This is a genomic window from Geofilum rubicundum JCM 15548 (genome assembly GCF_000974365.1).
GTDB classification, from domain to species: Bacteria; Bacteroidota; Bacteroidia; order Bacteroidales; family Marinilabiliaceae; genus Geofilum; species Geofilum rubicundum.
Genome location: NZ_BAZW01000002.1, coordinates 58,629 through 72,884, shown reverse-complemented (window position 1 = coordinate 72,884; position 14,256 = coordinate 58,629). Strand labels below are relative to the sequence as shown.

General features: G+C 47.4%; 9 protein-coding genes and 1 pseudogene. 8 read left to right on the top strand and 2 right to left on the bottom strand.

Going from position 1 to position 14,256, the window contains the following annotated elements:
* The first annotated feature begins 49 nt into the window (after nucleotides 1-49).
* From JCM15548_RS01670 to JCM15548_RS01655, 4 genes are all read left to right on the top strand, one after another.
* On the top strand, nucleotides 50-2,302 hold the full coding sequence (locus JCM15548_RS01670) for a cohesin domain-containing protein (RefSeq protein ID WP_062122156.1): 2,253 nt from the start codon (nucleotides 50-52) through the stop codon (nucleotides 2,300-2,302).
* Entirely contained in the window at nucleotides 2,303-2,563 is a 261-nt protein-coding gene (locus JCM15548_RS01665; protein WP_062122155.1) for a HigA family addiction module antitoxin, read from the top strand.
* 202 nt (nucleotides 2,564-2,765) lie between these two features.
* Nucleotides 2,766-3,326, top strand: a complete 561-nt coding sequence (locus tag JCM15548_RS01660) for a Panacea domain-containing protein (protein WP_062122154.1) — start codon at nucleotides 2,766-2,768, stop codon at nucleotides 3,324-3,326.
* A 2-nt stretch (nucleotides 3,327-3,328) separates the two neighbouring features.
* Nucleotides 3,329-3,814 carry a hypothetical protein gene (locus JCM15548_RS01655; RefSeq protein ID WP_062122153.1) on the top strand — a complete coding sequence of 162 codons (486 nt, stop codon included), beginning with the start codon at nucleotides 3,329-3,331 and terminating at the stop codon, nucleotides 3,812-3,814.
* Between the two features lie 33 nt (nucleotides 3,815-3,847).
* Here the strand turns inward: JCM15548_RS01655 and pstS are convergent, their stop codons facing one another.
* Both pstS and JCM15548_RS01645 read right to left on the bottom strand, forming a co-directional pair.
* On the bottom strand, nucleotides 3,848-4,978 hold the full coding sequence (pstS, locus tag JCM15548_RS01650) for a phosphate ABC transporter substrate-binding protein PstS (RefSeq protein WP_062122152.1): 1,131 nt from the start codon (nucleotides 4,976-4,978) through the stop codon (nucleotides 3,848-3,850).
* A gap of 167 nt (nucleotides 4,979-5,145) precedes the next feature.
* A complete protein-coding gene (locus tag JCM15548_RS01645; RefSeq protein WP_062122151.1) occupies nucleotides 5,146-5,667 on the bottom strand; it encodes a YfiR family protein in 522 nt (173 codons plus the stop codon).
* A gap of 261 nt (nucleotides 5,668-5,928) precedes the next feature.
* On the opposite strand from JCM15548_RS01645, the pseudogene JCM15548_RS26070 reads away from it, so the two are divergent.
* The 4 genes and pseudogenes from JCM15548_RS26070 to JCM15548_RS01630 form a co-directional block, all read left to right on the top strand.
* Nucleotides 5,929-8,052: pseudogene (locus JCM15548_RS26070) on the top strand (rhamnogalacturonan lyase family protein); the annotation flags it as partial.
* A 113-nt stretch (nucleotides 8,053-8,165) separates the two neighbouring features.
* Entirely contained in the window at nucleotides 8,166-10,406 is a 2,241-nt protein-coding gene (locus JCM15548_RS22575; protein ID WP_369403664.1) for a T9SS type A sorting domain-containing protein, read from the top strand.
* Nucleotides 10,407-10,543: 137 nt separating this feature from the next.
* The gene (locus JCM15548_RS01635) at nucleotides 10,544-12,829 is read left to right on the top strand and encodes a ligand-binding sensor domain-containing protein (RefSeq protein WP_062122150.1); all 2,286 of its coding nucleotides are present in this window, start codon (nucleotides 10,544-10,546) and stop codon (nucleotides 12,827-12,829) included.
* Nucleotides 12,724-14,235, top strand: coding sequence for a hybrid sensor histidine kinase/response regulator transcription factor (locus JCM15548_RS01630; RefSeq protein WP_083984911.1), 1,512 nt, complete (start codon nucleotides 12,724-12,726; stop codon nucleotides 14,233-14,235). The genes JCM15548_RS01635 and JCM15548_RS01630 overlap by 106 nt, the downstream gene beginning before the upstream one ends.
* Nucleotides 14,236-14,256: the final 21 nt, after the last annotated feature.

Below are 14,256 nucleotides of genomic sequence, written 5' to 3'. Positions count from 1 at the left end.
AAGGGGAGAGGGAAGTTGGTAAAATCAACATCTTCAAAACTTAAAAAAAATGAAGCATACCATATATATACTACTTTGCTGCCTGGCTTTTACCGCACAGGCCATTCGGGCTCAGGATCCGGTTTTTTCGTTGTCTGCCGGATTGCAAGTAACCGCAGGTGAAACTTTTGAGGTCCATTTGTCGGTCAACAGTGATTTGTCTCCTCAAAATGTGCTTGCCTACAGCTTTGCCTTTACCTATAATGCCAGTCTGCTGGAAATTAAAGAGGTACATTACGACACAAAGCTGCAAAGTTTTAACAATATAAACAACACTTTGCCAGTCGGCAAGGTAACATTAACCGGAGCCTCAACAAGCCAAATAGAAGGAAGCGGCACCCTAATCACCCTCACTTTCGAGGCCTTGGCAGGGGGGAATGCCGCACTTAACTTTATGGCCAACGAATGCGTGTTAAACGAAGGGATGCCGACCGCAAGCTTTCAGAATGGAAGCATTAGCATAGCCCATAAACCGGTGATCGCCCTATCACCAAATACTGCTTTTCTGGCCATAGGGCAAACGCTGCAGTGCAACCTGAGTGGAAGTGGGACGACGCCCTTTAGCTGGGGAGTCACCCATCCCGAAGTGGCATCTGTTTCAGAAAGTGGTCTGGTCACAGCTCTGGGACACGGTACGACTAAGGTTTTCGTGGAAGATGCAGCCGGTCTGAGAGATACAACGGATAACTTTATTAAGGTAACAGCCCTCAGCCTGTCCTTTCCAGGCGATTTGCAGGAATGGCAGGGATGGGAGCTTGACATTCCCGTAAATGCCACTGGCTTTGACTTGCTGGATGTCGTGTCCGGACAATTAACACTGGGCTACCGCGCGGATGTATTGCAATTTATCGAAGCAAAAACAAACGGGACCTTACTGGAGCACAGCACCATCAGTGCCGGCGAAGTGCCCGGCGGACAACTAAATCTGGCATTTGCTTCCACGACACCGTTAAATGCAAGTTCGGACCAGTTGGTGGTCCTTCGCTTCAAAGTGCTGCCGGGCGCGACTGCCAGCACGACGCTGAATTTCTCAAATGTCGTGTTCAACGAGGCTATTGCGGCGTTTACAACCAACGGAAGCTTCAGTCCCAAAATACTTCCCATTCTAAGTATCTCCCCGGCAAGTGCAACGATGGTAGCCGGTGACACATTGATGTTTACCGCAAGCAATGGCCATGAGCCTTACACATGGAGCACAAGTGATCAACGCGTAGCGCGCGTAAACGAAGCCGGCCGGTTAATCGCCTACGAAGGCGGAATTATGGATCTGATCGTAAAGGATGCCGTAGGCGCCATTACCACCCTAAAGAACATACGCGTATCGGATATGCGGGTCTATTTTCCGACAGATACCCTTGAAAGGATTAACAGCGTAACACTTACACGCTGTCTGATTGATGCTGTTCCCTTAGCGCGTCAGGCCGTTTCATCCATAGAAGGTGAAATATCTGTGTCCAATGCCCATATAAAAGTGCTGGATATTGCAACCGAAGGTTCATTAACGGAGGGTTGGCAAAAAATAATCACCCCGATTTCTGACCAGAGAATTAGGTTCTATCTGGCCGGATCAACCCCATTCCGCAGCAAGGGAACTGCCTTTTATGTTTCCATGGAGCTGATGGAGGGATTCAAGGAATACGACCGCAGCGCCATCCTTTTTCACCATTTGCTGATTAATGAAGGTGCGCCCATTCCTGAACCAATAAGCGGAAGCCTGGAAGGAAAGCACTTTACCGATCAGGATAAATCCATCTATTTAGGCGAAAGCACAGGAGAGTTGATTGTTCCTGAAAGCGAAGAAGGTACCATCAGCAAGTGGCAAAAACGAAAACGCCTGCCGGGTCAAACAATGCCATGGACAGATTTAGAAATCACCGCCCGCCAAATAAGCGATATACCCGAAGAACTCGGTGAATGGGAATACAATGTGCTTATTGATGGGGTATCCGTTAAAGTGGCCAACATATTGGTCTTACCCATCCCGGTATCATTAGGGCCCGACATTAACACAGAAGACAACCTCAATCCAGCGTTTAAGATTTATCCCAATCCAACCACCGGCCAACTATTCTTGGATCTGAAAAAAGCTCATAAGCAACTCACCATTAACATCATCAATATTGGCGGGCAACGTGTTGCTGAAAAGCGGTTTAACAATCAGCGTTCCGTTCAATTGGATATACCGGGACCAGGCGGAGTTTATTTTATAGAAATTAATGCCGGCAATAGAAAAATCGTGTTGAAAGCCATCAAGCACCAATAAGTGAAGGCGCAGGAGTCAAAAGATGAACTTAAAGCCAGACCAGATTTAAAGCAAAAGGACTTAGCAAAAGAAATCGGTGTAAAAGCATCCTTTTTAAATGAAATTATTAAAGGGAAGCGACCCGTTACTGCCGATATAGCAATATTGCTTGAAGAAGTTTTTGAAATTCCGGCAGCCTATTGGATGAAGTTTCAATCTCAATATGAAATAGATAAAGCACGGATGAAAGAGAAAACCATTGCCAGATTTATAGAGAAATAGAAGAGATTTTTTTCATTGATACCATCCAGAGAAAAACAGGATAGTAAATTGTTTTCTTAAATATATGCCTGACTACTTGCATTCTGCAAAGGAATTAATATTTTTATATTACTTTTGCACACCTAAAATAAAATAATAGGTTTAAAAATAAACCTATTGATTGCCTATATGTTATACAGGTAACCCCCGAAATCACTTCGCTATGAATGACGACATTTTAAAAATAAAGGCTGCATTGCTCTATGTTGTTTCTGCTTTCGAGGGGGTTGATATCCTGCGTACATTCAAAATATTGTATTTCGCAAATAAAGAGCATCTTGCTTTATATGGCAGACCAATAATCAAAGATGAATTTTACGCTTTACAGAATGGCCCTGTTCCTTCAAAGATTTATGACGCTGTAAAATTGGCTCAGGGTAAAGCCAATGCATTCCAAACGGACGAAATTAAGGAGCTGGCTAACTCAATTATTGCTGGAGGAGAGGATGATTTAAACTACGTTATTTATGGGAAACAAGCCCCGGATATGGATGAATTATCTAAGTCTGATGTGGTTTGTCTGAATAAATCAATTGCAGAAAGTAAAGACCTGTCTTTCAAACAACTTTCTGATAAATCGCATGATTATGCATGGGATAAGGCATGGAAACTACAACCAGCGTCAAAAATGGATATTTTAGATATTGCCAGAGCTGCTGGAGTAAGTGATGAAATGTCAGCATACATTAAGGAACAATCAGAGATTGACGCTATTTTAAGTTAATTATGAGTCCTGCCCTTGGAGACCTTTTAAATAATAGCGAAAAAAGAGAAAATCAAATCAAGGAAGCGCTTGATATTGGTCGTGTATTTAAGATGACGCTTTCTATAGAAGAGGGTGTAACTCCAAAAAATCCAGGAGAAACCACAAGGGATAAATTATTTGTTGTCATTGGATTTGATAATGATATAATCATCGGGGTCCTTCTAATTAATTCAAAAGTCAATCGTAATTTACCCAATAGCTTAAAAGACCTTCAATATCCGATTTCGGCAGTTGATTATGATTTTCTCCGCCATAATAGTTTCGTTGATTGTAGCTCCATAAAACCCATAAAAATAGAGAAATTCAAAGAACAATTTGATTGGAAGAATTCATTCTCACCCATAAAGAAAGACGATCTTGAGCTTATTATTGGAGCTGTAAAAGAATCTCCATCGGTTACACCAAAAATCTTGAAAAGATTTGGTTTGGATGATGGAAGCAAATAAGCAATGGTCAAGAATTACGGCCTTCTTTTGCTCTTATAATCCACCTAAAATCTCCGCTCCAATTAATTCCCCCTTCCATTTCAGCTGCTTAATCATCTGCCTGTTTTTGTCTATGGCGGCCTCTGACAAACGGGCATAGCCCAGCATCTCTGCCAAATCCTGGCCATCGGTCATACACCAAATAAGAAATCGGACCAACTCTTCCGCCTGAACCTGATTGGTGAGGGCCTTGTTTTTATCTAAATGCTCATAAACCAACATCCAGGTGAATCCGGCTATCGGATAACCATTGGGAGAAGAGGTGTTGGTAAAACTTATCCGGGTATCATCGGGCAAATCGATATCAGCAGCGGCGGTGGTGGCGACAAAGCTTGGCTCAATAACATGACCGGAGGAATTAATGACAAACCCATAAGAGATATTATTGAGCAAAGCATAGGCCAAGCTGTTATAACCAATGGCTCCGGGCGTATTCAAAACAATCTGGGCCACACCTTCATTTCCTTTGCCCCCAATTCCAACAGGCCAATTAACGCTGGTCCCCATGCCAACAAGTTCCGCCCATTCATCCGATACTTTTGTGAAATAGCTTGTCCAAATATGGGTGGTTCCGGATCCATCTGACCGGTGGACTACCGTTATAGGTAAGGAGTCGATTTTTATATGGGGATTAAGGGCCAATATTCTATCATCGTTCCACCTGGATATTTTTCCCCGATAAATATCCACGAGAACATCTGAGTTAAAAACCAGCCCGTTTCTTGTTCCGGGTAAGTGATAGGTAGGCACTACATCGGCCAGGGTAATGGGTAAATTAAAGGCTTGACTGCCACTTGCTTCCTTTACGGCCCGGGACTTCTCGTCCGACAAAAAAGCCTCACTCATGCCAAACATAACGGATTGCTCCATAAACTGCTGTATCCCTTTACCTGAGCCAACGGACTCATAATGAACAGTCACACGCCCTTTGGTTAACATCTCATATTGCTCTGCCATGGCAGCGATCAGCGGTGCCGGAAAAGAGGCACCGGCTCCTGAAAGATCAACTCTTGGCTGGGTTTGAGCCATCGGCTTATCTAAGGCCACAAAGAACAGGTAAAAACAGAAGATGGCTATAAAGCCCTTTATGATAGAATACGATGTTGATTTTCTTACATTTTTCATACGTATATAAGTTAATTATTCGTTGTCGTATGGAACTCCATGATTGCTATACTTATGCCTGTTTGTGTTTCCCAGCAATCATGTTCGTTTCATACTTAAAACAGGTTAATAGATTGATTGTTACTTACTGGGAGAAGTTGAACGAATTGATACTAATACATCAACCATCAGTTTAAAACGATGGCAGCAGCCATTGATGCCAATCGTGAACTGAATTGCAAATTGGCATAGCCAGCGTTGCTTTCATTTAACTCGAACTGCAAACCTTCATTTCTAAGAACAAAATTCACCGCAGCACCTTTATTAATCATGCCATCAGATTCCGCTATGATAAGAGAGCCCACCGCCCGGGCTTTTTCCAGCAGATATCTTTGTCCTCCGGATACTTTAGTGTTTTTACCAATATACAGTACCTGACAAGTATTAACTTTTTCTAATTCGTCGTATTCCTTAATCAAATAATTCTGATGTCCGAATCGCTTGCCATCGGAATAAGCCCGAAGTTGCTTGGCCACCTCGGAATTACCAACTACCGCAATCACAAAATCCCCTTCAAGTGAATGGCCATTCCAACCAACATAGCGGATGAGGTTGATTGTATAAAATGCCTTTAAACTTTCTTCTTGCGAGAAGGCAGATGCACTGAAGGCCAAAAAGAAAAGAAAAATTAAAATGTTGAGATTTTTCATAAATCGTCGGTTTAGTTTAAAAATTTAGCGCAGGTAAAAATAGAGGTCCCTTGGTAAAATGATGGAAAGAAATTGTTAACGAAACACTAATTCTTTAGGATGATGATTTTCCGCAAGGTATCCGAATCACATGGAGAGAGACAGCCAGATTTTAACATCCCTGAACGTATTGATGGCAGAATGTACGATATGATATCCTGTAAGAACTACGAAATTGGTATCATTGCAAACATTCTGTAAATTTCAATAAATCAGATTCCAATGAAGACTTTACTGTTGATTATTTGTGTGTTTATCGGAGGGCAGGTATTTGCCCAGCATGCCATGGAGCAGCTCGACCGCGGTCTTGTGGCTGTGCAGACCACCTCCGGGGTTTTTGTGAGCTGGAGAATTCCTGGAGATGAATGGCAGCAAACGACTTATAATGTTTATCGCAACGGGCAAAAACTGAACGACCTTCCGCTGGAGGTGTCCAATTTTGTGGATACAGAGGGAACGATTGGGAGCAACTATACGGTGGCTCCGGTAGTCAATGAAATAGAAGAAGCTGCTTCGGATCCGGTTAGTGTCTGGGCCAACCAGTATCAAGAAATTGGTCTGGACTTACCTGCCGGCGGCACAACCCCGGCCAATGAAAGCTACAGCTATACGGTGGGCGATATGAGCACCGGGCATCTCAACGACGATGGGGCCCTTGACCTGGTGGTTAAATGGGAAGCCCTGGCCAGAGACAATTCTCATTCGGGGTATACCGCCCCCGTGCTATTGGATGGCTATACGCTTGAAGGAGTAAAGTTGTGGCGCATTGACCTGGGATTAAACATCCGGGCCGGCGCCCATTATACCCAGTTTATGGTGTATGATCTGGATGGTGACGGCATAGCCGAAATAGCCTGCAAAACGGCCCCGGGCACCAAGGACGGATTGGGCAACTTCATCAGTAAGGGCCCGGCAGCCTTGGCCAATCATACAGCCGATTACCGAAATTCTGGCGGATACATACTCAGTGGTCCCGAATACCTGACGGTTTTTAGCGGTCGCACCGGAGAAGAACTCAGCACCGTGGCCTATCAACCTCCCCGCGGGAATGTGAGTGACTGGGGAGATGGTTATGGCAACCGGGTGGACCGCTTTTTAGCGGCCGTGGCCTATCTGGACGGTGAAAAACCAAGTTTGGTCATGACGCGTGGCTACTACACACGTGCCGTATTGGCGGCCTATGATTTTGACGGAAACCAGCTAACGCTCCGCTGGGTTTTCGATAGCAATACCCCTGGAAATGGCGCCTATGCCGGACAGGGCAATCACAACCTGAGTGTGGCAGATGCGGATGGCGACGGACGGGATGAAATCATTTTTGGATCCTGCACCATCGACGACGATGGCACAGGGCTGTATTCTACCGACTGGGACACGGGGATGCCATGCATGTGAGCGATTTTGATCCCTATCGAAAAGGATTGGAAGTCTTTCGCTGTCTCGAATCAGGTGAAGGCGGATCGGTCCTCCACGGCGCTTCCGACGGTGGTATCATCATCCGTCACATATCGAACAGTGATTGTGGGCGCTGCATGGCCGCCAATGTGACCAATGAAGTATCAGGGGCACAGGTATGGGGTTGCAGTCCCGTCTATTCAGCCACATCCAAACAGGATTTAAATCATTTGGGATTGGCCACTTCGGTCAACTTTCGCATCTTTTGGGATGGTGATTTGCTCAGTGAGCTGCTCGACCATACCACCGTTACCAAACCCACAACCGGTCAGGCCGTTTTTGTCGCACCTGGCGGTCACTCCAACAATGGGTCCAAGGGCAATCCGGCCTTGCAGGCGGATTTGTTGGGCGACTGGCGGGAGGAATTGATCTACCGGACAAGCGATCCATCCAAAATACGCATCTACACCACGGTTGATCCCAGTGAACACGGCATCTACTCTTTGATGCACGACCGGCAATACCGACTGGCCATTGCCTGGCAAAATGTGGGCTATAACCAGCCTCCTCACACGAGCTTCTTTATAGGCGAGACAGAGGGCATAACTGTGCCACCACCACCCATCATGACCAATGGTCGATGGGTCTATGAAGGTACCGGAACCTGGGACAAAACCGCGCTCAACTGGAACAAAGACGACGCAGCGCTGGCCTACGAAGATGGCAGCCACATTCATTTTAGCGGACAGGAACTGGCCCAGGAAACGGTGAGCCTAAGCGAGACCGTAGCTCCGGGTGCGCTCAGTGTGGTCACTTACGGAGAATTGGACCTTCAGGCAGAAAGCGCCAGTCTTTCCGGTAGTATGAATCTGACCAAACAGGGTTCAGGGATTTTCCGTCTGAACGGTACGCACGACTATTCAGGTCCCACCGAAATTTGGGACGGCCAAATGAACCTGAGTGGTCAACTCACCTCCAGCCCTGTCTGGGTGAATAGGCACGGACAATTGGCGGCGGATGGAACACTGGGAGGGGGATTGACTTTAAGGCATGGTGCCCAATTGATGGTTGGTGGCGAAAATAGCACAGGACAACTGACCATCCAAAACAACCTGATGCTGGAAGAAAAGGCCGAACTGGTGTTTGATTTGAATGGAACGGAAACCGTCACCCATGATGCCTTAACGGTTGATGGGGATATGACACTCACAGATGGAGCGGTGATAACCATTCGGTTGGATACTGAAGCTCAACCGGCAGCCGGCACCTACTTGTTAATTTCCTGTTCAGGCACGGCCCAATTTGACCTGAGTCAAATTGAACTGGCGGGCATGGATGCCCTGCCTGCTTCCCTCGAAGCCAGCAATGGCAACATCAGTCTGGTCATACGCGAAGCCCGTGCTCCGGCGGATATCAGTTGGGTGGGACAAATCAGCAGTGATTGGGATTTGGCGCTGACGGAAAACTTTTTGGCCAACGGGGCAGCCACGTATTTTGTGACGGGCGACCGGGTGCTGGTCAACGATGATGCCCAAAGTGAAACCCTGAACTTAACCGAAGTCCTGCTACCGGCATCGCTCGACTTTAACCACACCAAGGATTTTGTAATAAGCGGAAGCGGCTCCATTGCAGGTAACACCACCTTAACTAAAAATGGAAGCGGTGTGTTATCGGTGCAAAATGTCAACAGTTTTACCGGAAAAATTCTGGTAGAAGAAGGAACACTTGAAGTGCACAGTCTGCCCAATGCCATTGATGGAAATGGGGCCATTGGCGGGGTATCGACCAATGCTCAGCTCCTTGAAATTAACGGGGGCACCCTGCGGATAGCGCAGGCTTCGACCTCAGAGCGCGCCATGACCATTGGGGCCAATGGCGCCACCATTCATACAGCTGCCCCAGCCAAATGGAATGCGCTGATAATTGGGAACGGGCACCTTACAAAAACCGGCACGCACGATTTGGCTTTCAGGGAGGCCAACACCTTCTCTGAGCTTATATTAAAAGAGGGAACGGTTCAATTAACCAGTGAACATGCCCTGCCCGGGAAAAAAGTCATTTTTGAAGGGGGCATATTGCGGGATCATGACAGCGGAGGCTCTTATAGCTATTCGGGCTACCCGCTGGTGGTGGAAGAAGGGCAAACCGGAACGCTTTTTACAGATGGTCGCTGCACCTATGCCAACACGCTAACAGGGAGCGGTACCCTAAGGGTCAGTGTTCCCTGGATCCGATCGGATTTTGAAGGAAACTGGAGCAACTTCAGCGGTACCATTCAACTGTTGACCGGCAACCCATTCCGCAATTTCAGCACGCATGGCTATGCCAATGCCGTGCTTGACTTACACCATGAAGGATATTTTGAAGATATGCGTACCCAAACCGTTTCAATTGGTGCGCTGACCGGTTCGGGGCGCTTATGGGGAGCCAGTCTCTGGATGCTAGGCAGCCGTAATGAGGACTTCACCTTCAGTGGTACCATTACCGGGGGAAATATTCAAAAGACCGGAAGCGGAACCATGACCATCGCATCGAAGCTGGAATCCAGCGGCTCATTGACCATCAGCGAAGGTGGCGTTTTGGTCGCCGGAAGTTCCAACGGACCAGGGACCTCACGGGTCATCGTTAAAAATGGAGCCTTTTTGAGCGGAAACGGCCTTATTCAGGGAACCGTCACCATCGAATCCGGCGGGTCGCTGCACACCGGGCACTATCCTGTTGAGAATCCATCAGCCGGTTCATCCATACGCTTATCCGACGTACAAATGAGATCCGGGGCACGCTTGCAGGTACGGGTCAATGCCACCAACGAGGGAGCCGACCGCATGTTCATCTCGGGCACTTTAGCTGCCGATGGAACGCTGGTGATGGAAAACGTCACCACGTCCCCCTATGAAGCCGGCATGTCCTTTAAAATTGCGAGTGCCACCAATATCACAGGTGAATTTGCGGCCATAGAGCCGCAAACACCCGGAGAGGGACTCATGTGGGATTTAAGCAGTTTTGCCTCAGAGGGAACGGTGAAGGTTCAGGCGGCCACTTCGCTTTTCGAAGAGCCGGCTTCCCACAGAAGCCTCCACATCTATCCCAATCCGGGAAAAGGTCACTTCATGCTCACCTTGCCACGCGTGAATGCAGACAGCCAAGTACAGGTAGAAAACCTGCTGGGTCAACGGGTGATGACCGCCTTTTACACAGGAGTCGCCCAGGCTCCTCTCAATTTAAGCGCCCTTGAAAAGGGTCTCTACATCGTGTGGGTGATGGTGGAAGGAAAGCTATATCAGACCAAGGTGGTTTTGGAATAAAAGTCCAATCCTTTTTTTTAAACAAAGGGCAGACCAGTATTCATGCGGGTTTGCCCTTTCTGTCTATATAATACCCCTACCTCCGTTAAGGAAAAAAATATTAGCTTTAGGCTGGAATTACTTTAAGGGTAAAATCAATGTCAAAAAGTCTTGTGCTGTGTGCCACCATTCTAATCTTTGCCGCAGGCCTGTTTCCGACAAAAGCAAAGGTGCTACGCTTTAACCACCTGACCGTCAACGACGGTCTGGCTCAAAACGGTGTCATGGGCATTGCCGAGGACCGCTATGGGTTTATGTGGTTTGGCACGTGGAACGGTCTTTGTCGCTATGATGGTTACGATTTTACCATTTATCACCCGGATGAAAGCGACAGCACTTCCCTCATAAACAACCGAATTTTGCAGGTGTACGCCGATACCATAGGCGACATTTGGGTTTTATTTTCCGACGCCTACTTGCTTTGCCGCTATAACTTCGAAGATGATAACTTTTCACGATGGCATCCGGACGATGTTCATCCCGATATCATCGATTCTTTACACCGCTACCGGCCCTTTGTCCAAAGTGTGGCCCAGACCGCAAAATACCGCTGGCAAATAAAGGCGGAGGAGATGGCCCTGGTGCAATTCAACCGCAGTGACAGCAGCACCCACCACTATCTTCCTGATCCGCTTAATCCCTGGTCGATCAGCTACGATTTACTCACGGAACTGTACCTCGACAGCAGGGAGGTTTTATGGGTGGGCACCATCAGCAGGGGTTTGAACGTAGCCGACACCCGCCAAAAACCCATTGTCAACATTGGCAGAAAGTTCGACATCGACTTTCCCAGTGAGATACGTGCCATCGCAACTGATAGCAGAGGGCATTTATGGGTAGGCACGCGGGAGGACGGGTTTTATGCCATCGACCGTGAAACAAATACCATAGAACATTACAAATTCGAAGATGGTCGCGCAGGCGATGAAAACTCAGATCAGATCCGAAAAATTTACCAGGATCGCTTTGGTTTAATCTGGATCGGAACCAAGGGTGGTTTAAGATCCTACAATCCCGAAACAAAGCAATTTCGGCACTACCAGCTACGCTCCACGAGTTGGATTCCCAACAACTGGGTCTTTGAAATTATGGAGGACTATAAGGGTGATTTGTGGATTGGCACTTTTTGGGGAATTTCGAGATACATACGGGAGGAAGACCGGTTTCAACCTTTGTCCAACGACATGCCGCTTTCGAGTGTCCGGGTCAGAGACATCATCGAAGACAAATACCGGAATCTATGGGTAGCCACGGAAGCCGGAGGGCTCACGCTTTTAAAGCGGGGGGTTAATCAGGCAGGTGAAGAACAGTTTGTACCGGAATTTTATTGGCACGATCCGCTCAATGAGGAAACCATCAGCAGCAATTATGCTTACTGCATGGATCAGGATGAGAAGGGTTTTATCTGGATAGGTACGCCCAACGGACTCAACCGACTGAACCCCTCAACAGGCACATTTAAACGTTATGGGGAGGCGGAAGGACTGCCCGACCGCAAAATTGTGGGGGTGGTCTGTGACAGCGCCGGTTCGGTATGGGTCAGTCACAAAAAAGGTCTTTCGAGAATACATTTGGCCAACAACACCATCAGTTCTTACGACTACTTTGATGGCCTGCAGGGAAACGAATTTTCGCAAAATGCGGGCTATCGGGATCCGGAAAGTGGGGAGCTGTTCTTCGGTGGGGTGTATGGACTCAATTCCTTTTTCACCTCTGATTTGGAAAAGAACCCTTACCCACCCATCGTCTACCTGAGCGGACTGGAAATTATGAATCAGAAAATTGGGGTGGGACAACGATGGAATAAGCGGGTCATTTTGAAAAAACCGCTTTACTTAACCGACTCCATTACATTGGCCTACGATGATCGCACACTGACCCTGGATTTTGTCGGTCTGCATTTTTCCAATCCGCCCGCCAACCAATACCGATATATGTTGGAAGGCTTTGACCGCGACTGGATATATGTCGACGCTAAAAAACGGTCGGCCGCCTATTCCAACTTGCCGGCTGGCATATACCTATTTAAAGTGATGGCGGCCAATCCGGATGGTTTATGGAGCCCCCAACCAGCCACGCTTACCCTACAGATATTGCCCCCCTGGTGGAAAACCCAATGGGCTTATGGCTTGTATTTTATTCTGTTGTTTCTGGTTTTTTACTGGATTTACAGAACCATAGAGTTACGCATAATATATCGGCAGGAAGTCACTTATGAGCGACTTAAAGCCTCCAAACTGGAGGAATTTAACGCCTCAGAGAAAAGTTTTTCACGCAAATGGCCCACGAAATACGAACGCCCCTCACGCTCATCCTTGGCCCACTGGAGAACATTCTGCAAGAAAAATGGTACCTGCCCAAAGGGGAGAAGTCGCTGCAAATGATTCAAAGAAGTGCCCACCGCTTGCAGCACATCATCAACGAACTACTAGATTTCAAGAAGATTGAAGCCGGAAAAGCAGAGCTCCATCTCACCAAAAACAATCTGGCCGACCACCTGTCCAAAATATTGGAAGCTTTTCGGATGCAGGCGGCGAATCGAAAGATTTCCTTCGCTTTTGAAACGGCGGAAAAGTCGCTCATCGCCCAATATGATTACGATAAATTAGAAACCGTCATTTATAATCTGCTTTCCAATGCCCTGAAATACACCCGGGATGGTGGACGTATCAGCCTTTCGCTCATGCGAACAAACAGTTTAGACCCGCATTCCGGAATACTCATCCGGGTCAGTGATACCGGAATAGGTATTCCCAAGGACCAGCAAGAGAAAATATTTGAAATGTTTTACCATCAAAAGGATGCCCAACCAGCCGAAGGAAAGAGTTCGGGCATAGGCCTGGCCCTCACGCATGAATTGGTCCACATGCACGGCGGAAAAGTGACGGTTGAAAGTGAAGAAGGAAAAGGAAGCTGCTTTATCGTTTACCTGCCCCAGGAATACCCAAATGGGGAACTCCCGGCCATTCAACCACCGGCATCCACTCCCTTGGATACTCCTTCCACCGAAACAGACAGTCCATCCGAGCGACCCCTGATTTTGGTCATTGACGACCATGCCGATGTACGCACCTATTTGGCCGAAGCCTTATCGGCCACCTATCAGGTAAAAATGGCGGCCGATGGCCATGAAGGCCTCCTCAAAGCCATTGAGTTGCTGCCCGATTTAATCATCAGTGACGTCATGATGCCAGGAATGGATGGAATGGAATTATGTCAACGATTAAAAAGCGACATCAGCACCAGTCACATCCCCATCATCCTGCTTACCGCCCGGCAGGAAAACAGCGATGCCGTAGAGGGCTACGACCGCGGAACAGATGCCTACATGGTTAAACCCTTTAGTCTGGAAGTCATCCAGAGCCAAATCCGGAGCCTGCTCATCAACCGCACCAGACTCAAAGAAATTTTTTCCAGAGACAGCGGACTAAACCTGCTGAATATCACCAATAATGTGACCGACCAGGCATTTATTGACAAGGTGGTAAAAACCTTGGACACCCATCTGGATCAGACCGATTTCACCAGCGAAACCCTCGCGGAAGAATTGCAAATGAGTCGCACCCTTTTGTACAAAAAAATAAAGGCGCTGACCGGGGTTACGGTCCATGCCTTTATGCTGAAGGTACGCATGCAAAAAGCCGCCGAATTGTTGCTTTCAGGGGACTACAATGTTTCTCAGGTCGCCTATATGGTGGGATTCAGCGTGCCGGGCAACTTTTCGCGCAGCTTTCAAAAGTTTTATGGCCTCTCACCTTCCAAATACTTGCAAGAGCGCCGCAATGAGTAGCCATCGCCTGCCCTAAACAGC